Annotated in this window: 25 protein-coding genes, 1 pseudogene and 2 riboswitches; of the genes and pseudogenes, 11 read left to right on the top strand and 15 right to left on the bottom strand. The window is 72.5% G+C overall.

What is annotated here, in order from left to right; genetic code table 11:
- Window positions 1-89: 89 nt before the first annotated feature.
- Window positions 90-1,484: an aminotransferase class V-fold PLP-dependent enzyme gene (locus tag AC1DPN_RS01910; RefSeq protein ID WP_477083027.1), complete on the bottom strand. Its 1,395-nt coding sequence runs from the start codon at window positions 1,482-1,484 to the stop codon at window positions 90-92.
- Between the two features lie 55 nt (window positions 1,485-1,539).
- Window positions 1,540-1,654: riboswitch (SAM riboswitch) on the bottom strand.
- Window positions 1,655-1,771: 117 nt separating this feature from the next.
- A riboswitch (SAM riboswitch) is annotated at window positions 1,772-1,875 on the top strand.
- Between the two features lie 9 nt (window positions 1,876-1,884).
- Here AC1DPN_RS01910 and AC1DPN_RS01905 point away from each other — a divergent pair.
- From AC1DPN_RS01905 to AC1DPN_RS01890, 4 genes and pseudogenes are all read left to right on the top strand, one after another.
- A pseudogene (locus AC1DPN_RS01905) lies at window positions 1,885-2,046 on the top strand (DUF1737 domain-containing protein); the annotation flags it as partial.
- Between the two features lie 26 nt (window positions 2,047-2,072).
- Complete coding sequence (locus tag AC1DPN_RS01900; protein WP_477083026.1) at window positions 2,073-2,492, top strand: rhodanese-like domain-containing protein; 420 nt, start codon at window positions 2,073-2,075, stop codon at window positions 2,490-2,492.
- Between the two features lie 8 nt (window positions 2,493-2,500).
- Complete coding sequence (locus AC1DPN_RS01895) at window positions 2,501-3,745, top strand: O-succinylhomoserine sulfhydrylase (protein WP_477083025.1); 1,245 nt, start codon at window positions 2,501-2,503, stop codon at window positions 3,743-3,745.
- 53 nt (window positions 3,746-3,798) lie between these two features.
- Entirely contained in the window at window positions 3,799-4,422 is a 624-nt protein-coding gene (locus tag AC1DPN_RS01890; protein WP_477083024.1) for a DUF1345 domain-containing protein, read from the top strand.
- A gap of 4 nt (window positions 4,423-4,426) precedes the next feature.
- On the opposite strand, the gene AC1DPN_RS01885 is transcribed toward AC1DPN_RS01890, so the two are convergent.
- Complete coding sequence (locus AC1DPN_RS01885; protein ID WP_477083023.1) at window positions 4,427-4,909, bottom strand: pyridoxamine 5'-phosphate oxidase family protein; 483 nt, start codon at window positions 4,907-4,909, stop codon at window positions 4,427-4,429.
- 121 nt (window positions 4,910-5,030) lie between these two features.
- Between AC1DPN_RS01885 and AC1DPN_RS01880 the strand changes: the two genes are divergently transcribed.
- Complete coding sequence (locus AC1DPN_RS01880; protein WP_477083022.1) at window positions 5,031-5,336, top strand: hypothetical protein; 306 nt, start codon at window positions 5,031-5,033, stop codon at window positions 5,334-5,336.
- Here AC1DPN_RS01880 and AC1DPN_RS01875 read toward each other — a convergent pair whose 3' ends face one another.
- The 6 genes from AC1DPN_RS01875 to purS form a co-directional block, all read right to left on the bottom strand.
- On the bottom strand, window positions 5,337-6,143 hold the full coding sequence (locus tag AC1DPN_RS01875) for a DUF1684 domain-containing protein (RefSeq protein ID WP_477083021.1): 807 nt from the start codon (window positions 6,141-6,143) through the stop codon (window positions 5,337-5,339).
- Window positions 6,140-7,525, bottom strand: a complete 1,386-nt coding sequence (locus AC1DPN_RS01870; RefSeq protein WP_477083020.1) for an NtaA/DmoA family FMN-dependent monooxygenase — start codon at window positions 7,523-7,525, stop codon at window positions 6,140-6,142. Before AC1DPN_RS01870 ends, AC1DPN_RS01875 begins: the two co-directional genes overlap by 4 nt.
- Window positions 7,526-7,536: 11 nt before the next feature.
- A complete protein-coding gene (locus AC1DPN_RS01865) occupies window positions 7,537-8,619 on the bottom strand; it encodes an LLM class flavin-dependent oxidoreductase (protein WP_477083019.1) in 1,083 nt (360 codons plus the stop codon).
- A gap of 74 nt (window positions 8,620-8,693) precedes the next feature.
- A complete protein-coding gene (locus AC1DPN_RS01860) occupies window positions 8,694-9,650 on the bottom strand; it encodes a GNAT family N-acetyltransferase (RefSeq protein ID WP_477083018.1) in 957 nt (318 codons plus the stop codon).
- 13 nt (window positions 9,651-9,663) lie between these two features.
- Window positions 9,664-10,359, bottom strand: coding sequence for a phosphoribosylformylglycinamidine synthase subunit PurQ (purQ, locus tag AC1DPN_RS01855; protein WP_477083017.1), 696 nt, complete (start codon window positions 10,357-10,359; stop codon window positions 9,664-9,666).
- Window positions 10,356-10,634 carry a phosphoribosylformylglycinamidine synthase subunit PurS gene (gene purS / locus AC1DPN_RS01850; RefSeq protein WP_477083016.1) on the bottom strand — a complete coding sequence of 93 codons (279 nt, stop codon included), beginning with the start codon at window positions 10,632-10,634 and terminating at the stop codon, window positions 10,356-10,358. Before purS ends, purQ begins: the two co-directional genes overlap by 4 nt.
- Before the next feature lie 178 nt (window positions 10,635-10,812).
- On the opposite strand from purS, the gene AC1DPN_RS01845 reads away from it, so the two are divergent.
- Entirely contained in the window at window positions 10,813-11,757 is a 945-nt protein-coding gene (locus AC1DPN_RS01845; RefSeq protein ID WP_477083015.1) for a DMT family transporter, read from the top strand.
- 6 nt (window positions 11,758-11,763) lie between these two features.
- On the opposite strand, the gene AC1DPN_RS01840 is transcribed toward AC1DPN_RS01845, so the two are convergent.
- Window positions 11,764-12,798, bottom strand: a complete 1,035-nt coding sequence (locus AC1DPN_RS01840) for a zinc-dependent alcohol dehydrogenase family protein (protein WP_477083014.1) — start codon at window positions 12,796-12,798, stop codon at window positions 11,764-11,766.
- On the bottom strand, window positions 12,798-14,267 hold the full coding sequence (locus tag AC1DPN_RS01835; RefSeq protein WP_477083013.1) for an amidohydrolase: 1,470 nt from the start codon (window positions 14,265-14,267) through the stop codon (window positions 12,798-12,800). The genes AC1DPN_RS01840 and AC1DPN_RS01835 overlap by 1 nt, the downstream gene beginning before the upstream one ends.
- Here AC1DPN_RS01835 and AC1DPN_RS01830 point away from each other — a divergent pair, their 5' ends adjacent.
- On the top strand, window positions 14,268-15,062 hold the full coding sequence (locus AC1DPN_RS01830) for a DNA/RNA non-specific endonuclease (protein ID WP_477083012.1): 795 nt from the start codon (window positions 14,268-14,270) through the stop codon (window positions 15,060-15,062).
- Here the strand turns inward: AC1DPN_RS01830 and AC1DPN_RS01825 are convergent.
- Together AC1DPN_RS01825 and AC1DPN_RS01820 are read right to left on the bottom strand one after the other, a co-directional pair.
- On the bottom strand, window positions 15,059-15,949 hold the full coding sequence (locus AC1DPN_RS01825; RefSeq protein WP_477083011.1) for a phosphoribosylaminoimidazolesuccinocarboxamide synthase: 891 nt from the start codon (window positions 15,947-15,949) through the stop codon (window positions 15,059-15,061). The two genes, AC1DPN_RS01830 and AC1DPN_RS01825, sit on opposite strands and share 4 nt — an antisense overlap.
- A 13-nt stretch (window positions 15,950-15,962) precedes the next feature.
- Window positions 15,963-16,364, bottom strand: coding sequence for a hypothetical protein (locus AC1DPN_RS01820; RefSeq protein ID WP_477083010.1), 402 nt, complete (start codon window positions 16,362-16,364; stop codon window positions 15,963-15,965).
- A gap of 18 nt (window positions 16,365-16,382) precedes the next feature.
- On the opposite strand from AC1DPN_RS01820, the gene AC1DPN_RS01815 reads away from it, so the two are divergent.
- Window positions 16,383-16,901: a P-loop nucleotide/nucleoside kinase family protein gene (locus AC1DPN_RS01815; RefSeq protein ID WP_477083009.1), complete on the top strand. Its 519-nt coding sequence runs from the start codon at window positions 16,383-16,385 to the stop codon at window positions 16,899-16,901.
- Window positions 16,902-16,933: 32 nt separating this feature from the next.
- Window positions 16,934-17,443, top strand: a complete 510-nt coding sequence (locus AC1DPN_RS01810; protein WP_477083008.1) for a hypothetical protein — start codon at window positions 16,934-16,936, stop codon at window positions 17,441-17,443.
- Here the strand turns inward: AC1DPN_RS01810 and purD are convergent.
- The gene (gene purD / locus AC1DPN_RS01805) at window positions 17,440-18,744 is read right to left on the bottom strand and encodes a phosphoribosylamine--glycine ligase (RefSeq protein ID WP_477083007.1); all 1,305 of its coding nucleotides are present in this window, start codon (window positions 18,742-18,744) and stop codon (window positions 17,440-17,442) included. The two genes, AC1DPN_RS01810 and purD, sit on opposite strands and share 4 nt — an antisense overlap.
- A gap of 37 nt (window positions 18,745-18,781) precedes the next feature.
- A complete protein-coding gene (locus AC1DPN_RS01800) occupies window positions 18,782-19,405 on the bottom strand; it encodes a helix-turn-helix domain-containing protein (RefSeq protein WP_477083006.1) in 624 nt (207 codons plus the stop codon).
- Between the two features lie 67 nt (window positions 19,406-19,472).
- Here AC1DPN_RS01800 and AC1DPN_RS01795 point away from each other — a divergent pair, with 67 nt between their 5' ends.
- On the top strand, window positions 19,473-20,708 hold the full coding sequence (locus AC1DPN_RS01795) for an MFS transporter (protein ID WP_477083005.1): 1,236 nt from the start codon (window positions 19,473-19,475) through the stop codon (window positions 20,706-20,708).
- A gap of 10 nt (window positions 20,709-20,718) precedes the next feature.
- Window positions 20,719-21,288, top strand: coding sequence for a GNAT family N-acetyltransferase (locus AC1DPN_RS01790; protein WP_477083004.1), 570 nt, complete (start codon window positions 20,719-20,721; stop codon window positions 21,286-21,288).
- 22 nt (window positions 21,289-21,310) lie between these two features.
- Here the strand turns inward: AC1DPN_RS01790 and AC1DPN_RS01785 are convergent, their stop codons facing one another.
- On the bottom strand, window positions 21,311-22,597 hold the full coding sequence (locus tag AC1DPN_RS01785; RefSeq protein WP_477083836.1) for an adenylosuccinate synthase: 1,287 nt from the start codon (window positions 22,595-22,597) through the stop codon (window positions 21,311-21,313).
- Between the last annotated feature and the right edge of the window lie 75 nt (window positions 22,598-22,672).

Here is a 22,672-nt window from a genome sequence, read left to right as displayed (position 1 = left end):
GCTCGTGTGGGACTGACGGTCTCGTGGCTGCGGGTGGGCAGCTGGCCGACCAGCGGTCGGCAGCCAGGGCTGCCGCCTGGGGCCGGCGGCTAGTCGTCCAGGGCCGGGCCGCAGGCTGCCGCGGCCGTGGCTGCCAGGTGGTCCAGGCCGTGCACGGCGACGAGCGGGCGGGTGTCCTCGACGACCGCCCAGCAGCCGTCGACGACCTCGTAGCCGGAGCTCGGGCCGTCCGTCAGGTAGGTGGTCAGCGCGGAGATCAGACGGTCGACAGCCTCACTGGTGGTGCCGACGCCGACGGACGCGCGGATCGCACCGTCGGACGCGTCGAGGTGCGCGAGGAGCGGGTGGGCGCAGAAGCGGCCGTCGCGGACACCGATGCCGTGCTCGGCCGACAGGTACGCGGCGACGAGGCCGGGGTTGTGGCCGGGCACCGTGAAGGTGAGCACGCCGACGGGTGCCGCCGAGTCGGGCCAGATGCGCGCGATATCGACGCCGTCGATCGCGGCCAGACCCGCGACGAGCCGGGACCGGAGGGCATCCTCGTGCGCGCCGAGCGCACCGGCGGGCAGTGCGGCGAGCTGGTCGCAGGCCTCCGCGAGCGCGATCGCACCGATCACGTTGGGCGAGCCGGCCTCGTGGCGCGCCGGCGCGGGCTGCCAGACCGTGCGGTCGGTCCGGACGTCGCGCACCGCACCTCCCCCTGCGAGGTACGGCGAGCCGGTGTCGAGCCAGTCGCGACGGCCGACCAGGGCACCGGCCCCGAACGGCGCGTAGGTCTTGTGCCCCGAGAACGCGATGTAGTCCGCATCGGTGGCCGCGAGCGAGAAGCCGCGGTGGGGCACCAGCTGGGCACCGTCGACAGCGACGCGCGTGCCCTCGGCGTGCGCGAGGGAGATGACCTCGTCGAGCGGCAGCGACTCACCGGTGACGTTGGAGGCGCCCGTGACGGTCAGGAGCGCGTAGTGCTGGCGGGCGAGCTCGTCGCGAAGCTTGGAGAGCGTCTCCGCCACGGTGCGCGCGATCGGCAGGATCGTCGTCGAGTGGCCGTGACCGTCGCCCGAGTGCACCCAGGGCAGCAGGTTGGCGTGGTGCTCGATGTCGAGGACGAGAACCCGGGAGCCCTGCGGGACGACCCGCGCGAGCAGGTTGAGCGAGTCGGTGGTGTTGCGGGTGATGATCGCGACGTCGTCGGGACGGGCGTCCACGAAGCGCGCGATCGTCTGGCGTGCGGACTCGTACAGGGCCGTGGACACCTGGGACAGGTAGCCGGCACCGCGGTGCACGGACGCGTACAGCGGCAGGACCTCGGTCACGCGCGCGGCGACGGCGTCGAGAGCCGGGGCGCTCGCCGCGTAGTCGAGGTTGGCGTAGACGCGCTGCGTGCCGTCGACGAGAGGAACGGTGGTGTTGCCGCCGACGACGGGGAGCAGGGCGCCCACCGCATCGACGTCCACACACGAGAGGCGCTCGACGGTTGCGGTCATGATGGTCCTCCGACAGGTCTCGAGGGCCACTCTTCAGCCGACCAACAGCCGGTGGACCCCGCGCTTGCCGTGCTCCGGACGGAGCACAGCCAGGTCGTCACCCGGGGCACCCCACCGCGGAGGAGGGTTGCCGGCCAGCGAGCCGGGGCTTGACGCTGGCGCTCATGACCTGAGAAGAGGGTCCCCGCAGCCCCGCAGGACTGTCAACGCGTGATCCGATTCATCTCGGATGGCAAGACTTCGATACCACCAGTTGGAAACGTCGAGGCGTCGCACTAGCATCACCGACACCATCCAGAGCGGCTGAGAGATCTGGCTCGACGACGCCGCAGCAACCCGCATGCACCGACAGGTGCCTGGTCGAGGGTGCTACCGCCAGGACCGATGGAGGTTCCCGCACGTGACCGAACGACTTCTCTACCGGCTGCTCAGCGGCCCGGACGACCTTGCATTCTGCGAGCGCGTCTCAGAAGCCTTGGCTAACGGCTACGTCCTGCACGGCGGCCCGGCCGCCACCTTCGACGGGACGCGCGTGGTCGTCGCGCAGGCCGTCGTCCTTCCCCGCCCCACCCACGAGACGAGGCCCGCATGAGCTACGCCGGCGACCTGACCCCCCAGCAGGCCTGGGACCTCCTGACGTCCGACTCGAGCGCGCTGCTCGTGGACGTCCGCACCGACGCCGAGTGGGCGTACGTCGGCATCCCCGACGGGTCCTCGATCGACGGCCGGGCCGCGCTCGTCGAGTGGGTCACCTACCCGTCCGGGCGCCCGAACCCGCAGTTCCTCAAGCAGCTCAGCGAGGTCGGGCTCGCGCCCGGCGACGGGCGTCCGATCGTCTTCCTGTGCCGCTCGGGCGTGCGCTCGATCGCCGCCGCAAACGCGGCCACCGCAGCCGGGCTCGGTCCGGCGTACAACGTGCTCGAGGGCTTCGAGGGCGACGTGGGCGCCGACGGGCACCGTGGGCACTCGGGCTGGCGCGCTGCCGGCCTGCCGTGGCGGCAGCGGTGAGCCCCCGCGTGCCGGGTCCCGGCGACTGGGACGAGAAGCGGGTCGAACGAAGCACGCTGCGCCCCGACACGCTCGCCGTGCGCGGCGGGCTGGTGCGGTCCCAGTTCCAGGAGATGTCCGAGGCGCTGTTCCTGACGCAGGGATACGTCTACGACGACGCCGCACAGGCCGAGTCCGCGTTCGCCGGCGAGTACGACCGGTTCCTGTACTCGCGCTACAACAACCCGACGGTCTCGACCTTCGAGGAGCGCCTGCGCCTGCTCGACGGCGCCGAGGCCGCCTTCGCGACGGCGAGCGGCATGTCCGCCGTGTTCACCGCCATCGCGGCGGTCGCCAAGGCGGGCTCCCGCGTCGTCGCGGCCCGTGCGCTCTTCGGGTCGACCGTCGTGCTCTTCGAGGAGGTCTTCGCCCAGTGGGGCGTGACGACGGACTACGTCGACGGGCACGTGCTGTCGCAGTGGGAGGAGGCGCTCTCGACGCCCGCCGACGTCGTCTTCTTCGAGACGCCGTCGAACCCGATGCAGGACCTGGTCGACATCGCGGCGGTCACCAAGCTCGCGCACGCGGCGGGCGCCCTGGTCATCGTCGACAACGTCTTCGCCACGCCCGTGCTCTCGCGCCCGCTCGACTTCGGCGCCGACGTGATCGTCTACTCCGCCACGAAGCACATCGACGGTCAGGGGCGAGTGCTCGGCGGCGCGATCCTGGGCACCGACGAGTACATCCACGGCCCGGTGCAGACGCTCATCCGGAACACCGGCCCGTCGATGTCCGCGTTCAACGCCTGGGTCCTGCTCAAGGGCCTCGAGACCCTCTCGCTGCGCGTCAGGCACCAGACCGCGTCGGCCCTGCGCCTGGCGACGTGGCTCGAGGAGCAGCCGGGCGTCTCGATGGTCCGCTACCCGTACCTGCCCTCGCACCCGCAGCACGCGCTCGCGCTCGCGCAGCAGTCGGGCGGCGGCACGGTCGTGACGTTCAACCTGGCGGTTCCCGAGGGAGCGACGCCCGACGTGGCCAAGAAGGCGACGTTCGGGGTGGTCGACGCGCTGCGGATCATCGACATCTCGAACAACCTGGGCGACGCGAAGTCGATCATCACGCACCCCGCGACGACGACCCACCGCAAGCTCGGTGCCGAGGGGCGCGCAGCCGTGGGTATCGGCGAGTCGACCGTCCGGCTGTCCGTGGGGCTCGAGGACCCGGACGACCTGATCGACGACCTGACGCAGGCGCTGGGCACGCTCGGGCACTGACGCCTGGGCGCGCCTGCCGATGGGTGTCCGTGCCGCCGGTGAACACTGGCGGCATGGACACCCGACAGCTGGCGACCACCTCGGGTGCTCGCCTGCTGGTGGGCGTGCTGGTCGCCATCCCGGTGGGGATCGTCGTGGGCCGGACGTCCGTGCCGGCAGCGCTCCTGGCGGCCTGGGCGTGCGCCGCGATCGTGTTCGTCGGGTGGACCTGGGTGGAGTGCGCGCCGATGGGTCCCGACGCGACGGCGTCGCACGCCACCCGCGAGATCCCGGCGAACGGCCTCGTGACGCACCTCGTCGTGATCGGGGCGGCGCTCGTCGCCCTCGCCGGCGTGGCCGTCGTGCTCTTCCGGCACGAGATCGGCCAGGCACTCCCGACCATCGCGGTGCTCGCCAGCGTCGTGGGGTCGTGGGCGGCGGTGCACACCGTGTACGCGCTGCGGTACGCGCGGCTCTTCCACACGTCCGGCGGCGGCATCGACTTCCACATGGCGGAGGCGCCGCGCTACACCGACTTCGCCTACGTGGCCGTGACCGTGGGCATGAGCTTCGCCATCTCGGACACCGACCTCGCGTCCTCGCTCATGCGCCGGGTCGCCCTCGTCCACGCGATGCTCAGCTACCTGTTCGGCACCGTCATCATCGCGCTCCTGGTGAACCTCGTCGCCTCGGTGTGACGTCTCAGAACGCGACCGTCTCGTTCTCGCCGCCGTCGTAGCGCTCACCGGTGAGCTTCGCCTTGACCAGGCTGAATGCCGTGGTCAGCCTGCCGCCGGGGGCGTGCCAGTACTCGGCCGTCTCGCCGCGCAGCGCGATGAGCACCACTCCCGACGTCTCGGGGCCGTCGGGGAACCACGCGTCGGCCGTCGGACCCCAGAGCTCCTTGATCTTGGTGAGGTCGCGCACGACCTCGGCCGACCCGGAGACCGAGACCCAGGCGGTCGAGTCCGCGAACGCGGCGTTCGCCGGGCTACCCGACTCGATCTCGTGCACCTTGTGGCTGTCGTCGTCCGCGAAGAACCAGAGGTCACCGTCGAAGTCGACGTCCTGCACACCCATCGGACGGCTGACCAGTGCACCGTTCTCGCCCACCGTGGTGAGCATCGCGATCCGCGCGTCCTTGATGAGACGGGCGACCGTGGCGACGTCGTCGTCGTGCGTCATGAGAGCTCCCTGCCTGTGGTCCGCTGCGGGGTGTTCTCACCGTGGCGGCGGCGCCACGCTAGGCACGATTGCCCGGGCTCACCACCGGAACGACCGGCCGCGGCTGAGGGATCCTCAGCACATGAACGAGTTCGACGCGATCGCCGTGGACCTCGTCGCGCGCGGCGCGACGCTCGGCCAGATGATGGGCCACCCGATGCTCAAGGTCGGGTCGTCGATGTTTGCCGCACACACGGGCGACGGGCACCTCGCGGTGAAGCTGGGACGGAAGACCGCGGAGCACGCCGAGGCGCTCGAGCTGCCCGGCGCGGCCGTGTGGTCGCCGGGCGGTAGCGGTCGCCTGTTCTACGACTGGGTGTCGCTGCCGCCCGAGCAGGAGGACCACTGGATGCGGTTCGCCGAGGCGGCCCGCCTGCTCGTCAGCTGATCAGCGGACCCACTGCTCACCGGCCTCGACCGCGACCGTCAGCACGTTCTCGGCGGGCGGGACCGGGCAGGTGGCGAACTCGGTGAGGCCGCACGGCAGGTTGCTCGCGCGGTTGAAGTCGAGCCTGACCGTGCCGTCGACCAGCTCGCCGAGCGTGAGGATGCGCGACGCCGGGTAGGTGGTGACGCCGCTGGTCGCGTCGCGGAACAGGACGCTGAGACCGCGTTCGCCGCCGTCGAAGACGACGAGCTGCTGCGGAACCCCGGAGACCTCGAAACGCACCGTGCCGACGGCTGCGTGGTGGTGCTCGAGGCCCTCCACGACCGCGCCCGTCATGACCCTGCGGGGCGCGTCGAACGCCTCGAACGTGCCGCTGAGCGACCATTTCTCGTCCGGCGCGTACGCCGGGATGCCCGTGAACGCGGCGAGCTGCGGCGCGCGGGGGTCGTGCACGCGGACGATCACGTGCGCGGTCCGACGAGCCACCTCGAGGATCAGGTTGCCGGAGCGCACCCGCAGGCCCGGCCCGCCCTCGACCGGGTCGAGCGTGGCCACGCCGTCGACGACGTCACCGCCCGGCAGCACGAGCCCGTCGGTAGCGGCCGCCTCGACGGTGAGCGGGTCGCCGGGCGCCGCGGTCCAGCGGCCCGGGAACTCGTCGAACACCGAGGCTTCCGAGGTGAGCCAGTGCAGCGCCGTGATGGCGACCCAGCCGTGCGGCTCCGCGTAGTAGGCCTCGCGGGAGGCGTGCCACGTCTCCCAGTCGGAGACGAAAGTGTCGGTTGCAGTATCGGTGTCGACGGTCATCGGGCGGTCCTCTCCAAGGAGACGGGATCGAGGGTGTGGCCGAACGCCTCGGCGACGGGCAGTCCGAGGTTCTCCCGCAGCGTGGAACCCTCGTACGACGTGCGGAACGAGCCGCGCTCCTGCAGCAGCGGGACGACCTTCTCGACGAACTCGTCGAGCCCGTGCGGGGTCAGGTGCGGGACGAGGATGAAGCCGTCGGACGCGTCCTCCTGCACGTAGCGGTCGATCTCGGAGGCGACGTGCTCGGGGGTGCCGACGAAGTTCGTCCGGCCGAGGACCGCGATGACGAGCTCCCGGATCGACAGCCCCTTGGCCTCCGAGAGCTCACGCCACTGGCGTGCGATCGCCACCGGGTCCTTGAAGAAGCTGGCCCGACCGTTCGTGATCGACGGCGCGTCCACCAGGGGGTCGATCGTCGGCAGCGGGCCGTCCACGTCGTAGTCGGACAGGTCGCGGTTCCACAGCTGCTCGACGAACGCACGCGCGACCGACGGACGCACCGTCTGGAGCTGGAGCTCACGCAGCCGCTCCTCGGCCTCCGCCGTGGTGTCGCCCAGCACGAACGACGACCCCGGAAGGATCAGCAGGTCCTCGGGCCGACGACCGTACCGGGCGAGCCGACCCTTGACGTCGGCGTAGAACGTCTTCCCGTCCTCGATCGCCGAGTGCCGCGAGAAGACCGCGTCCGCCACCTGCGCCGCGAGCTCGCGGCCGCCGTCGGAGTCGCCGGCCTGGATGATCACCGGGTGCCCCTGCGGCGGCCGCGGCAGCGTCGGCGTGGCCTCGATGTCGACCAGTCGGCCGGCGGTACGCACCGTCCCGAGCGACCCGGGCCGCACGAAGTGCTCTGCCTCGTCGACGATCGCGTCGGGCGCCCACGCGTCCCACAGCGCGCGGGCGGCCTCGACGACCTCACGCGCGCGCTCGTACCGGTCCGGGTATTCCAGGTACCCGCCGCGGCGGAAGTTCGCACCGTGGAAGGCGTCCGACGACGTCACGACGTTCCAGGCGGCGCGTCCCGCGGACAGGTGGTCGAGCGTCGCGAACTGACGCGCGAGCTCGTACGGGTCGTTGAACGTCGCGTTGATCGTGCCGGCGAGGCCCACGTGCGTCGTGACGCCGGCCAGTGCCGCGAGCACCGCGTACGTGTCGGGACGGCCGACGACGTCCTGGTCGACGAGCTGCCCGCGGTGCTCGCGCAGGCGCAGCCCCTCGGCCAGGAACACGAAGTCGAAGAATCCGCGCTCGGCCGTGGCGGCCAGGTGCTGGAACGACGCGAACGCCGACTGCGTCTCGGGCCGGTGGCTCGGGTCCGTCCAGACGGTGTGGTGGTTGACGCCCGGGAAGTGGGCGCCCAGGTGGATCTGCTTCTTGGCGGTCATCGTGGCGTCCTTCAGCGGGTGGTGGCCGGGGCCGCGTAACGGCTCACCGGGCGGGGCAGGCCGAGCGTGGCGCGCAGCGTGGTGCCGCGCGGGTGCAGCGGCAGGTGGCCGGAGAGGTGGGTCAGAGCCGTGGCGTCGGCGAGCGGGCGGACCGTCACGCCGTCGACGCCGGTCGTCGCGACGAGCTCCACGAGCGCGTCCGCGACCGTGCGGGCGCCTCCGACGACCGCGGGGGACGGCCAGTGCTCGTACCCGTCCAGCGTCGCCAAGGTCGCTCTCGCCTCGGCGTCGGACGCTCCGAGGAGCACGTCGACGTCGAGCAGGATCGTCGCTTCCGGGGCCGCGTCGCGGGCTGTCTGCGCGGCCTCCGCGGTGGCGACCCGGATCACGTCGGCCCGACGCGCCGCGACGGCGAGCTCGACCGGCTCGTCGCCGCGGACCACCACGACCGGACGCCCCTGAGGGGAACGCGGCGTGATCGACGCGCCGTGCACCGAGAAGAACTCTCCGGTGAACTCGATCGCGTGCACCTTGTCGCGGTCGATGTACCGGTCCCCGACCTCGTCGAGGATGATCGCGTCGTCCTCCCAGCTGTCCCAGAGCCGCTGGATCACCTCGATGGTGTCCTCGGCCTCCCTCCAGAGCGCGGGCAGCTCACGCGGGACCCGCTCGTCGTAGCGCAGGGCCTCGGCACCCGAGCGCGGGTCGAGGGCCGCCGCGGCCACGTCGACCTGGACCGCGCCGCGGCCGAGGCTCACGTGGTCGAGCGTCTGGATCTCCTTGCCCACGTGGAACGGCTCGCGGTAGGTCACGGGGACCACCGGAGCCAGGCCGATCCCGCCCGTCACGGGCCCGAGGAGCGCGGCGACACCGACCGCGTCGAGGCTTCCGACGAACCGGCCGGCGCGCTCGACCGGGGGGGCCGAGGAGTCGTCGACGAGGACGAGAGCCGCGCCCGCGTCGTGCGCGGCCTGCGCGTTGCGCACCCAGTGGCGGGCGGTGAACGCGCCGGCGGCGTCGGTGGGGGCCAGGCGCCAGGCGGCGGGATGACGACCGGCGGGGGTGAGCTCGACGGCAAGATGGAACTGGTTCATGGGCGCAGACCGTAGGGCTGGGACGCCGCTTGACCAGGGGTTGGTCGGAAAGTCCCGCGATGCGAGACGCCTGGTCAGAGGTCCTTGCCGAAGAGGAGCGAGAGGAAGTCGTCCCTGTACGGCCCGAACGGGGCGATCGGGCGGTAGCCCGCCGAGAGGTACAGCGTGACCGCCTCGGGCTGCCGGATGCCGGTCTGCAGCACCACGGACGTCAGGCCCGCCGCGCGGGCGTCGTCCTCGATCGCCGTGAGCAGCGCGCGGGCCGCGCCGGCCCCGCGGGCCCTGTCGTCGACCCAGACCTTCTTCAGCTCACCGGAGCCCTCGGGGTAGCCGTCCTTGGCCGCCCGTAGGGACGCGCAACCCACCGGCACGCCGTCGAGGTCGGCGATCACCGAGCTGATCGTGCCGACGCCCTGGGCGGGGTCGTCGACCGCGAAGCCGCCCGGGGTCACCTCGACGATCTCCGGGTAGCGGACCTCGATGTCGAGCCACATCCGGTACCGCAGCGCGACCGCGTCCGCGTGGTCCCAGGCGACCCGTCGCAGCGTGAGCCTGCCCGGGTGCTTCGGCCCTCGGACGCGCGCCTCGTCAACGAGGTCCTTGGCGAAGCAGCGTGACGCCGTCTCGGCGGCGTACTCGCCGAAGTTCGGGATCGAGCGGTAGCCCGCCGCCAGGTAGAGGCCGATCGCGGCGACCTGAAGGACACCGGTCTCCAGCACGAGCCGGTGGAAGCCCCGCTCCAGCGCGAGCCGCTCGAGCTCGGCGACGACCACCCGGGACAGGCCGCGCCCCCGGGCTGCGGGGGTCACGAACATCCGCTTCAGCTCGCCGACGCCGTCGCCGAGGTCCCGGATCGCGCCGCACGCCACGGGCTCGTCGTCGATGCGCACGAGCACCATGACGGCGATCTCGTCGCCGGTCATCTCGTGGCCGATGTCGTCCTCGCCGTAGAGGTCCTTCAGCTCGGCCTGCTGGGCGTCGCGGAGCTGCTTCGCCGCGGGGTCGTCCCAGCCGACGAGGTGGATCGTCACGCGCGAGCCCGAGTCAGCCGACGAGGGTCTTCAGGACAGACGTGAAGAAGCGCAGCCCGTCGACACCCGTACGGGGGCCCTTGGCGCCGTCCGGGCCGAAGCCCGACTCGACGGCGTGCTCGGGGTGCGGCATGAGGCCGACCACGTTGCCCGCGGCGTTCGAGATGCCGGCGATGCCTCGTCGCGACCCGTTGGGGTTCCAGCCCTGGTAGCGGAAGACCACACGGCCCTCGCCCTCGAGCTCGTCGAGCGTGTGCTCGTCGGCGACGTACTGGCCGTCCTGGTTCTTCAGCGGGATCGTGATCTGCTCGCCCTGCGCGTAGTCGCGCGTCCAGGCCGTGTCGACGTTCTCCACGGAGAGCACCTGCTCGCGGCAGACGAAGTGCAGGTGGTCGTTCTTGATCATCGAGCCCGGCAGCAGGTGCGCCTCGGTGAGGACCTGGAAGCCGTTGCAGATGCCGAGCACCGGCAGACCCTTGTTCGCTGCGTCGATGATCGAGCCCATGACCGGCGCGAACCGGCTGATCGCGCCGGCGCGCAGGTAGTCGCCGTACGAGAAGCCGCCGGGCAGGACGACCGCGTCGACACCGTGCAGGTCGGCGTCCGCGTGCCACAGGGAGACCGGCTCGGCACCGGCCAGGCGGACCGCGCGCGAGGCGTCGCGGTCGTCCAGCGTGCCGGGGAAGGTGACGACGCCGATTCGAGTCACAGCGCGCGGCCCTGCCCGTCTGCGTCCTGCGTGTCCTCGTACACCGCGACGACGTCCTCGATGACCGGGTTGGACAGGACCTGCTCGCCGGCCGCGCGGGCCGCCGCGAGGACCTCCTCGGTCACCGGCCCGTCGACCTCGAGCTCGAAGCGCTTGCCCTGACGGACGGAGGCGAACTGGCCGAACCCGAGCCGCGGCAGGGCGCCGGCGACGGCCTTGCCCTGCGGGTCGAGGATCTCGGGCTTCGGCATGACATCGACGACGACTCGTCCCACGAAAGGGCTCCAGGTGTTCGCGCGGCGGTGGGGGTTGCGGCGATTCTAGCGAGTCGCTACCGGGGCTCAGCGCCCTGTCCACGAGACAGCGCCAGCCACCGTGGACTTCCCGCCAGATCGGAGGGTGGGGTGCGCCGGGCGGCGGTCCGTGTCGGTGGCTCGGGTGAGGATGTCTGCCATGCCTTCCACGGGGTCCTCAGGTTCTGCCACGCGCGGATGGGTCGGGCCGTACCTTCTGCTCGCGGTGCTCTGGGGATGCAGCTTCCTGTTCATCGCCACGGCGCTGCAGTCCTTCACGCCGACGCAGGTCGCGTTCGGGCGGATCGTCATCGGCCTCGCGCTGCTCGTCGTCGTGCTGCTCGCGCGCCGCGAGCGCGTCCGGGTCCGGCGCCGCAACGTGGGTGACTGGGTGCTGGTCGGCGCGGTCATGACCGCGATCCCGTTCGTGCTCTTCGCCCTCGCCGAGCAGCGGGTCAGCTCGGTGCTGGCCGGGCTCGTGAACGCGACGACCCCCCTGTTCACCGCCCTGTTCGTGGCGTTGCTCATCCCGGCCGAGCGGCCCGACCGCGTGCAGCTGGGCGGCCTGCTGGTCGGGTTCGGCGGCATCGCCGTCCTGCTCGGCATCTGGGACGCTGGCGCCATCGACCTCGTCGGCGGGCTGATGCTCCTGGGCGCGACGTTCTGCTACGGGCTCGGCAACTCGTGGGCCCGCTGGCGGCTGACGGGCACCGGGCTCTCGACGGTCGCACTGCCTACGGTGCAGCTGGTCGTCGGGGCGCTGATCGTGCTCCCGTTCGCGGTCACCACCCCTACCCCCGCTCCGCTCGCGCTCGCGCCCGCGCTGTCCCTGCTCGCTCTCGGGCTCGGCGGGACCGGGCTGGCGTACGTCCTGTTCTGGCGGGTCATGTCGATCGCTGGTGCGACCGTCGCAGCGAGCGTCACGTACGTGATCCCGGTCGTCTCGACGGCCCTCGGCGTGCTCGTGCTGCACGAGGGCCTGCACTGGTACGAGCTGGTCGGAGGCGCGGTCGTCCTCGGCGGCGTCGCGTTGACGCAGTGGGGCGCCGCCCGGCGTCGTCGTGCCGCGATGCCGGCGGAGGTCACGGCCGAAGCGACCGCCTGAGGGCGCTCACGGCACGATCACCGTCATGCCGGGGCCACCGGCGCCCGCGCCGAGCGCGACCAGAACCGCCGGAGCCTCGTCGAGGCCGATCGTCCGGCCGACCAGGAGCGACGGGTCGAGCGCGCCCGAGGCGATCCGCTCGAGCATCGCCGGGTACTCGTGCGCGGCCATCCCGTGGCTCCCGTAGAGCTCGAGCTCCCACGCGATCACCCGGCCCATCGGCAGGGCGGGCGCTTCGTCGGCACCCAGCAGGAGGCCGACCTGGACGTGCCGCCCGCGACGCCGCAGGGACAGGATCGAAGCGGTCGCGGTCGCGGTGCCGCCGAGGGCGTCGATCGAGACGTGCGCACCTCCCCCGGTCACCTCGTGGATGGCGGAGACCGTGTCGTCGGACGCGTCGAGGGCCACCGACGCACCTCGCGCGAGAGCGGCGTCCCGGGCGGCCGGCGAGAGGTCCGTCGCGACGACCCGCGCACCGGCGGCGACCGCGATCATCACCGCGGACAACCCGACCCCGCCGCAGCCGTGCACCGCGACCCAGTCGCCGGGACCGACCCGGCCGTGCACGGTGAGCGCCCGGTAGGCGGTCGCGAAGCGGCACCCGAGGCCGGCAGCGACCACGGGCGACATGCCGTCGGGCAGCCGCACCAGGTTCACGTCGGCGTGGTGCAGGGCGACGTACTGCGCGTAGGAGCCGTCGTCGGTGAACCCGGGCTGGCGCTGGTTCTCGCACACCTGCTGCTCACCGGCCAGGCAGGCCGCGCAGGACCCGCAGGCGCAGACGAACGGCACCGTGACCGCGTCGCCGACCGTCCACCGCCTCACGCCGGGCCCGACCCGTACGACCACCCCGGCCAGCTCGTGACCGGGGACGTGCGGGAGCGTGACGTCGGAGTCGTGCCCCTGCCAGGCGTGCCAGTCGCTGCGGCAGACGCCGGTCGCCGTGACGTGCAGGACGACGCCGTCGTCGGGGCAGGTGGGCTCCGGGACGTCGCGCACCGTGGGGGCGACGCCGAACGCGTCGATCACGACCGCGCGCATCAGAGCCCGGCCCGGTGCGTCCAGCGACCCGCGGCCAGCGTGCCGGCGACCGGCATCTCCCGGAGCGGCGCGGTCAGCGGGTCGGCGTCGAGCACCACCAGGTCGGCCGGACCACCGACCACCGGTACGAGCCCGCGCCCGTCGACCGAGGACTCCAGGGCCACCGACCGCTCGATCGCCTGCTCGGGGTGCCACGGTGGCCGGCCGTCGCGGGACCGTGTCACCGCGGCGTCGAGCGCGACCCACGGGTCGAGCGGCGCGACCGGGGCGTCGGAGCCGAGCGCGAGCCGTACGCCCGCGCGGTGCAGGTCGGCGAGGGCGAACGAGCGGTCCGTGCGGCCGGCCCAGTGCAGGTCGGCGACGTCCCGGTCGTCCATCGCGTGCTCGGGCTGCACGCTGGCGACCAGGTCGAGCTCGGCGAGCCGCGACAGTGCGGCCGTGGTCAGCAGCTGCGCGTGCTCGATCGACCCCGAGGCGCCCGAGTCCCGGAACGCGTCGAGCGCGAGGTCGTTCGCGGCGTCGCCGATCGCGTGGATGGCCGAGCGCAGACCGTGCCGGGTCGCGTGCGCCATGAGCGGGACGAGCCGGTCGGGCGCGACCGCGAGGATCCCGTGCGACGACGTGCCGGGGTACGGGTCGTGGCAGTAGGCGGTCCGGGTGTTGAGCGAGCCGTCGGTGATGACCTTGAGCGGCCCCTGCTCGACGAGCGGGAACCCGAGCGAGTCGCCGGTGTGCAGGTCCTCGCGAACGACGCGGTCGAGGTAGTCCTCCCAGACGCCGGCCCGGACGCGCACGGCGCCGCGTCGCGCGGCGGCACGACGACGCCAGACCGCGAGGTTGTCGGCGATCTCGAAGTCGACGACCCCGACGACGCCCCGCGCGGCCGCGGCCAGGCACGCGTCGTGCACGAGCGAGTCGGCGACCGCGTCCGGCACGTGGTTGACCGCACCCGAGATCGGGAGCCACTCCGACTCGCGCAGCAGCCCCGTCGGGTGGCCGTGAACGCCCAGGAACCTCAGACCGGCGGTCGACGCCCACGCACAGTGCAGGTCGCCCGAGACGAGGACCACCGGCAGGTCCCCGACGGCCTCGTCGAGCAGCGCCGACGTCGGAGCGTCCGGCCAGAGTCCGTCCCGGAAGCCGGCCCCGACGAGGGCGGTCCCGGGGACGGGCGGCGGCGCGGCGACGACGAGCGAGACCGCGTGCGCGGCCGACGTCGCGCCCGAGACGTCGAGCCGGCTCCGGGCGAGCGCCCACTGCGTCAGATGCACGTGCGCGTCCCAGAGGCCGGGCATGAGCCAGCGCCCGTCGAGGTCCACCACCTCGACGCCGTCCGGAGCTGCATCGATCGCGGCGACGTGGCCATCGCGGACGAGGACATGAACAGGGGACGACGAACCGAGCAGGCGCGCGTTGCGCAGCAGCACGGCCCGGTTCGCGTTGTCGGTAGCGGTCGATACGGTCGACATGTGAGCACCGTAGAGCCGGGATACGACCCGGCGTTCCTCGGCCCGCCGGTGCCTCTGCCGGGAACCGCGCGTGAGGTGCGCGAGCTGCCGTCGGTGCACTTCACCGTGCTGCTCGACCCGGCGCGCAGGCTGGCAGCCGCGACGGCGGTGAACATCGACGGCGCGGAGCTGGTGGACGTCCCGCGGGGCGACGACTGGCACCTCGATCCGCGCGTCCCGGCCGACGAGCAGGCGGGTCCCGAGCTGTACGCGCACAACGACCTGGACCGTGGGCACCTGGTCCGTCGTCGTGACCCGGTCTGGGGACCGGCCGCGGCGCAGGCCAACCGGCAGACGTTCGCCTACCCGAACGCCGCCCCGCAGGCGTCCACGTTCAACCAGGGCGAGCAGCTGTGGGTGGGCCTCGAGGACCACGTCCTCACCTATGCCAGCACCTACCGGCTCCGGTTGTCCGTGTTCACCGGCCCGGTGCTGGCCGACGACGATCCCGTGTACCGCGGCATCGGCATCCCGCGGCAGTTCTGGAAGGTCACCGCCTGGGCCGCGGACGGCACGGACCTGCGCGCCGCGGCGTTCCTGCTCGACCAGACGCCGCTGATCACTGCGCTCGCCGCGGACGTTCCGCCGCTGGGGCCGTTCCTGACGTACCAGGTGCCGGTCTCCGACGTGCAGGCCCTCACCGGGCTGGATCTGGGACCGCTCGTCGACGCGGACGTCCTGGCGCCGATCGCCGCCCAGGGCGAGCAGGACCGGTGGGTCCTCCTCACCGCTGCCGAGGACGTGCGCCTCGACTAGAGGACCAGCGCCGAGCCCGTCAGGCGCTCGTACGCCTCGAGGTACCGGTCACGGGTGCGGGACACGACGTCGTGCGGCAGCTCGGGCGGCGGGTTGTCCGAGGCGCGGTCCCAGCCGGACTCCGGCGAGGTCAGCCAGTCACGCACGAACTGCTTGTCGAAGCTGGGCTGGGCGTGGCCGGGCTCCCACTCGTCCGCGGGCCAGAACCGCGACGAGTCCGGGGTGAGCACCTCGTCACCGAGCGTGATCCCACCGGTCGCGGGGTCGGTGCCGAACTCGAGCTTGGTGTCCGCGAGGATCACGCCCTTCGCGCGGGCGATCTCCTCGGCACGCGCGTAGACGGCGAGCGTCAGGTCGCGAAGAGCCGCAGCGTTGTCGGGTCCGACCGTGTCGACGACCGCCGAGAACGGCACGTTCTCGTCGTGCTCCCCCAGCTCGGCCTTGGTGGCCGGCGTGAAGATCGGCTCCGGCAGGCGGGAGCCGTCGACCAGACCGGGCGGCAGGGCGATGCCGGTGACCGAACCGGAGACCGCGTACTCGGCCAGCCCGGAACCGGTCAGGTAGCCGCGCGCGACGCACTCGACCGGGAACATCTCGAGCCGCCGGCAGATCATCGCGCGGCCCGCGACCTCTGCCGGCACGTCCGTCGAGACCACGTGGTTGGGCACCAGGTCCGCGAGCTGGTCGAACCACCACAGGCTCAGGGTGGTGAGCACGATGCCCTTGCCGGGGATCCCGGGGCTCAGCACGTGGTCGTACGCGGAGACGCGGTCGCTGGCGACGACGAGGACGACGTCCCCGAGAGCCTCGGACGGGACGGTCGGCAGGTAGAGGTCACGCACCTTGCCGGAGTAGGTATGGGTCCAGCCGGGGAGCTCGAGAGTCACGGGGCCAAGTGTGTCAGAGCAGGTCGGCGCCGCCCTCGAGACCCTCGGGGATCGGCAGCCCGATCAGCCGGATCAGCCGCTCGACGGTCTCCTCGACGAACGTGTCCTCGGGCTCCTCGACGTGCTCGTCGGCCAGGAGGCGCCGGACGTGCTTGGCCTCGACGTCGACCGCGCCGACCAGCAGCGCCCACTCGGCGAACGCCTCGGACTCGGCAGCCAGGTCGACGGGCGCTGACTCGGCAGGGTCGTCGAAGAAGTCCCGCGGCTGGAAGCCCAGGTAGAACCGTCCGAGGCCGGGCGGCGCGGGCGCGTACTCGACGGTCGCGATGTCGCCGTCCTGCACCTCGATGCGCAGGCTCGGTGGGACCGCCGCGTCGCCACCCCAGGACCCGTCCCCGTACACGTAGCCGCCCATGAGGCGATACTGCCCCACATGACCGCTGCGCCCCTCCTCCTGGTGCTCGGCGGGTTGCCGGGCACCGGCAAGACGACCCTCGCCCGCCTCCTCGCTCGCGATCTCGGTGCCGTGCACCTACGGATCGACACGATCGAGCAGGCGGTGGTCCAGTCGTCGCTCGCGGTATCCGAGGCCGCCGAGGTCGGCTACACGGCAGCGGCAGGGGTGGCCCGTGACAACCTGAACCTCGGGCTGTCCGTCGTCGCCGACTGCGTCAACCCGGTGGCGGAGAGCCAGGCCGGGTGGCACGCGACCGCGGCAGCGACGGGCGCACGGATCGTCGAGATCCGGCTCGTCTGCTCCGACCCTGCCGAGCACCGTCGCCGGGTCGAGGACCGTGTCGCGGACATCGCCGGACATGTCCAGCCGACCTGGGCCACCGTGTCCGCGGCGGTCCTCGCTCCGTGGCCGAGCGCCACTGAGCTGGACTCGGCCGGCCGCACTCCGGCCGACCTTGCGTACGACGCGCACAGCGTCATCAACCTGGGTACATGACAGAACGGTTCGGAAGGGACATCCTGCGGATCATGAGCGTGGACTACCAGTACTTCGCCGCCCCGTCGGTCAAGGTGGCGTCGGAGGTCGCCCATCGCGAGAGCGGACCGACCTCCGGGGCGGCCAAGCGCGTGGGCAAGCGCAAGGTCAGCAAGAAGGACCGCGCGGCATCGCCGACGTTCAAGGTCGTCGACGCCCCGAAGATCGACCCGTACGTCGTCGCCGCGACCCTCACGGCCATGCTCACGGGCCGCAAGTACGACGACATCGTCGACGACCTGGACTGGGGAGATGTCGTCGCCGAGGGGCCTACCGGTCACCTGGTGATCGCGACGACCGATGCGTTCGTCAAGGCCCTGGCCACCAGCGACGACGCGACGCTGACCGAGGTCGCCGAGTCGTGGTCGCACACCGACGAGCTCGAGGGCGTTCCTGCGGCCGACCTTGCCGCGAAGCTGCACGAGCTCGCGGCGCTGGCTCGCGCCACCCGGGCCGACAAGGCCCGTCTCTACTGCTGGGTCGGCTCCGGAAGCCTGCGCTAGACCAACGGCCCGTCGCTCGCCGCCGCGGCGATGTCGGTGCGGTGGTGCGAGAACGGCAGCTCGATCTGCTCGACGCCTGCGTAGGCCGCGGCCCGGGCCGCGGCGAGGTCCGCACCGACGCCGACCACCGACAGCACGCGACCGCCCGCCGAGACCAGGTGGGCGCCGTCGATCGCGTCGTCGTCGTCGGCTGCCGGGTTGAGCCGGAGGGCCGTCCCGGCGTGCAGGACGTGGACCCCCGCCAGCGCCTCGGCGTCCTCGATCCCCGTGATCGGGTCTCCCGAGCGGACCGACCCGGGGTAGCCGCCGGAGGCGATCACGACCGTGACCGCGGCGGCGTCGAGCCACTCCAGCGGGGGCAGCGCACCGAGCGTGCCGGTCGCCGCGGCGTGGAGCACGCCCGCGAGAGGGGTGCCGAGTCGTGAGAGCACGACCTGGGTCTCGGGGTCCCCGAACCGGGCGTTGAACTCGACGACCTTCATGCCCGTGCTCGTCATCGCGAGGCCGACGTAGAGGACGCCCGCGAACGGGGTGCCCCGCCGCGCCATCTCGGCGATCGTCGGCTTGGCCACGCGCTCCACGACCTCGTCGACGAGGCCGTGCGGCGCCCACGGCAACGGTGAGTACGCACCCATGCCGCCGGTGTTCGGGCCCTCGTCGCCGTCGTCCACGCGCTTGAAGTCCTGCGCCGGGACGAGCGGGACGACGTCGACGCCGTCGCTGAGGACGAACAACGAGACCTCGGGACCGTCGAGGTAGTCCTCGATGACGATCGTGCCGCCGGGCTTGGCCAGGCAGTCGGCGGCGTGCGCGAGCGCCTCGACGCGGTCGTGCGTCACGACGACACCCTTGCCCGCAGCGAGACCGTCGTCCTTGACCACGTAGGGCGGCCCGAACGCGTCCAGGCCGGCAGCCGCCTCGTCCAGGGTCGTGGCGACGCGCGGCTCGGCGGTCGGCACACCGGCAGCGGCCATGACGTCCTTGGCGAATGCCTTGGAGCCCTCGAGCTGCGCGGCGGCGGCCGACGGGCCGAACACCGCGATGCCGGCCGCACGTACGGCGTCGGCGACACCGGCGACGAGCGGGGCCTCGGGTCCGACGACCACGAGGTCCGCCTCCAGACCGGCGGCGAGCGCTGCGACCGCGGCGCCGTCGAGCTGGTCGACCGGGTGCAGCTGCGCCAGCTGGCCGATCCCGGGGTTGCCCGGGGCAGCATGCAGCTCCGTCACGGCGGGGTCGAGGGAGAGCGAGCGCACCAGGGCGTGCTCACGGGCACCGGTGCCGACGACGAGGATCTTCACGGTCCGTGAGCCTACCGAGCCGTGGCGCGGGCCACGCTCAGCCGTTCGGGGACTGGTCGTCCGGCGGCAGGGGCAGCGCATCCAGGTAGATGCGGGCGCGGCGCCGACCGGTCGTCTCGCCCGCGTCCTTGCGCGCCTTCGCCCTGTCCAGGTGCTCCTGCATCACGGTCTGCATCGCGAGCACGACGTCGTGCAGCTCGTCGGCCGTCAGGTCGGCGGTCGAGCGGTCGTTCATCGACGCCGCACGCCACCGCGGGTCGGGCTCGGGTGCGGCCATCCACCGGCTGAGCACCTGCGCGCGCTCGGCGACGACGCCCTGCAGCAGCGCCCGGGCGGCCTCGGCCGTGCGCGGGTCGGCGAGCATGTCGCGCCCCTCGACGCTGAACCCGACGGCACGCCACCAGCGGTCCCGTCCGCGCGGGTGGGCGGGGTCGTCTTCGACGAACCCGTGCCGCTCGAGCTGGCGCAGGTGGTAGCTCGTCTGCCCGCTGCTCTCGCCGAGGTGGCGGGCGAGCTGGCTGGCGGTGGCCGCGCCCTGCTCGGAGAGGTAGTTGTACATCGCCATCCGCAGCGGGTGCGCGAACGCCTTGAGCGCCTCCGGGCCGATCTCGTGCTCGCGCAGCAGCGGGGTCAGCGACTCGTCGCCCTTGCTCTCCGACATTTGCAGAGATACCTTTGCAGAGTTGTCTTTGCAGAACTTTCTCTTCGATCGTACCGGGAGCACCGCCATGTCCGAGCCTCTCGGCCGTCGGTTCACGGCCCACCTGACCGCCACCGGCCTGGCCAACCTCGGAGACGGCATCGTGCAGGTCGGTGTCCCGCTCTACGCGCTGACGCTCACCCGTTCTCCCGGCCAGATCGCGCTCCTGACCGCCGCCGCCTGGCTGCCCTGGCTCCTGCTCGGCCTCGTCGCCGGTGTCGTCGTGGACCGCACGGATCGTCGACGGACCGAGATCGCCGCCCTCGGTGCCCGCGCGGTCCTGTTCGCCGCCGCCGCCTGGCTGGTCGTCGCCGGTCACATGTCGGTCCCGGCGCTCGTCGTCCTGGTGCTCGCGTACGGCGTCACCGACGTGTTCGTCGACCTCGCCGCGACCGCCCTGGTCCCGGACCTCGTCCCGCGCTCGCGCCTGGAGGCCGCCAACGGGCGCACCCTGGCGGCGCAGCAGGTCGCGGCCGCGTTCGTCGGCGGCCCGGTCGCCGGTGCCGTCCTGGCGATCGGCGCCGGCTGGGTGTTCGCGCTGCCCGCCGGGCTCGCGGTCGGCGCGCTGGCGCTCCTGGCCACCCGGGTCCCCGGCCGCTACCTCCACGCACCCGTCGAGCGACGCTCAGCCGCGGCCGAGGTGCGCGAGGGCGTGCGGTTCCTCGTGCGCCACCCGGTGCTGCGGCCGCTGCTGGTGTGCGGGTCCGTGATGAACCTGGCGAACGCGGGATACTTCGCGGTCTTCGTGCTCTGGATGGTCGGACCGGACTCGCGCGTCGGGCTCACGCCGTCGCAGTACCCGCTGGTCATCGCCTTCCTGGCGGTCGGCGCGGTGCTGGGGTCCGTGCTCACCGAGCGCATCTGCCGGCGCGTCGGCGAGGTCCGGCTGCTGCTCGGCTGCTGGACGGTCAACGCCGCGCTGCTGATCGTCCCCGTGCTCGTGCCCACCGCGCCCGCGATCGCGGCCGCGTTCCTGGCGCTCGGGTTCACCAACACCATCGGCAACGTGCTCTCGCAGGCGATGCGGCAGCGGATGGTCGCCCCGGGGATGCTCGGCCGCGTCACCGGCGCCAGCCGCACGATCGGGTACGGGCTCATGCCCGTGGGCGCACTGCTGGGCGGGCTGGTCGCCGAGCACTGGGGGCTGCCCGCGGTCTTCGTCGGCGCGACCGCCCTGTGCCTGCTCGCGGCCGCCTACCCGCTCGCGGTGGTGCGCCAGCACCTGGTCGCCGAGCGCGAGCTGCCCGTCGCCGTCCCCGTCTAGGCTGGCAGCCGTGCCCCGGACGACCCCCGACGCCGTCGCGCACGGGCTGCTCCGCTCGCTCGACCAGCCGGTCCTCGACGCCGGTCCCGTCGTGCTCCGACCCTGGCGCTCGGGCGACCAGGACGCCGTGGTGGCCGCCTACACCGACCCGGACATCACGTACTGGCACGCTCGCACGATGAGCCCCGACGAGGCTTCGGCGTGGATCGCGCACTGGCCTCAGCGGTGGGCCGACGAGACCGGGGCGGGCTGGGCGATCACGCGGGACGACGAGGCCGTCGGGCAGATCAGCCTGCGCCAGCTCAACCACGTGGACGGGCTCACGGACGTCTCGTACTGGGTGCTGCCCGCCGGGCGCGGTCGTGGCGCGGCCACCTCGGCCCTCGACGCCGTAGCGCGATGGTCGTTCGACGTCCTCGGGCTGCACCGGATCGTCGTCGACCACTCGATCCACAACCCGGCGTCGTGCGCGGTCGCGACGAAGGCAGGCTTCGGGCTCGAGGGCACCAAGCGCGGTGACGCCCTGCACGCCGACGGCTGGCACGACATGCACCAGCATGCGCGTCTGGCGGGCGACTGAGCGCCGCCCGCCGGACGCGGGTTCAGCTGAGGAGGTCGTGCCGGATGATCGTCGCCTCGCGCCCAGGTCCGACGCCGATCGAGCTGATCCGGGCGCCTGAGATCTCCTCGAGGCGCATCAGGTACTTCTGCGCGTTGCCGGGCAGGTCGTCGAACTCGCGGGCGCCGCTGATGTCCTCGGTCCAGCCGTCGAGGTACTCGTAGATCGGTGTGGCGTGGTGGAAGTCCGACTGGTCGTCGGGCATCTCGTCGAAACGGCGTCCCTTGACGTCGTAGGCCACGGCGACGGGGATCCGAGGCTTGCCGGTCAGCACGTCCAGCTTGGTGACGACGAGGTCGGTCAGACCGTTGACGCGGCTCGCGTAGCGGACCACGACGGCGTCGTACCAGCCGCACCGACGCGGTCGGCCGGTGGTCGTGCCGAACTCGCCGCCCGTCTGGCGCAGCCACTCACCGTCGTCGTCGAGCAGCTCGGTGGGGAACGGGCCCTCGCCCACGCGCGTCGTGTACGCCTTGGCGACGGCGACGACGCGGTCGATCCTCGTCGGCCCCACGCCCGAGCCCGTGCACGCGCCACCGGCCGTGGCCGACGACGACGTCACGAACGGGTAGGTGCCGTGGTCGACGTCGAGCATCGTCGCCTGGCCGGCCTCGAAGACCAGCGTCTTGCCCTGGTCGAGCGCGGTGTTGAGCAGCAGAGGAGTGTCGGCGACCAGCGGCCGCAGTCGGTCGGCGTGGCGCAGCAGGTCCTCGAGGGTCTCCTCGACCGTGATCGCGCGACGGTTGTAGACCTTGACCAGCAGGTGGTTCTTCTGGTCGAGCGCGCCCTCGATCTTCTCGGTGAGGATCTTCTCGTCGAACAGGTCCTGGATGCGGATGCCGACGCGGTTGATCTTGTCCGAGTAGGCCGGGCCGATGCCGCGGCCGGTGGTGCCGATGCGGCGCTTGCCCAGGAACCGCTCGGTGACCTTGTCGAGCGTGCGGTTGTACGGCGCGATGACGTGCGCGGCCGACGAGACCCTGAGGGCGGAGGTGTCGACTCCACGCGCCTCGAGCGCGTCGATCTCCTCGAACAGCACCTCGATGTCGACGACCACGCCGTTGCCGATCACCGGGACGACGCCCGGCGAGAGGATGCCCGACGGCAGGAGGTGCAGGGCGTACTTCTCACCGTCGATGACGACGGTGTGCCCGGCGTTGTTCCCGCCGTTGAACTTGACCACGTAGTCGGTGCGCGCACCGAGCTGGTCGGTCGCCTTGCCCTTGCCCTCGTCGCCCCACTGGGCCCCGAGCACCACGACGGCCGGCATCTGAATCACCACTCCCATCTGCCTGTGCAGCGGGCGGAGCGGCGGAGGACGCGTCGATGCTGACGCGGCGCTTGC

It is taken from the genome of Cellulomonas sp. P4_H4 (assembly GCF_056400865.1).
Note: the sequence above shows the minus strand (reverse complement) of the source record. Positions and strands in the feature narration are given on the sequence as shown.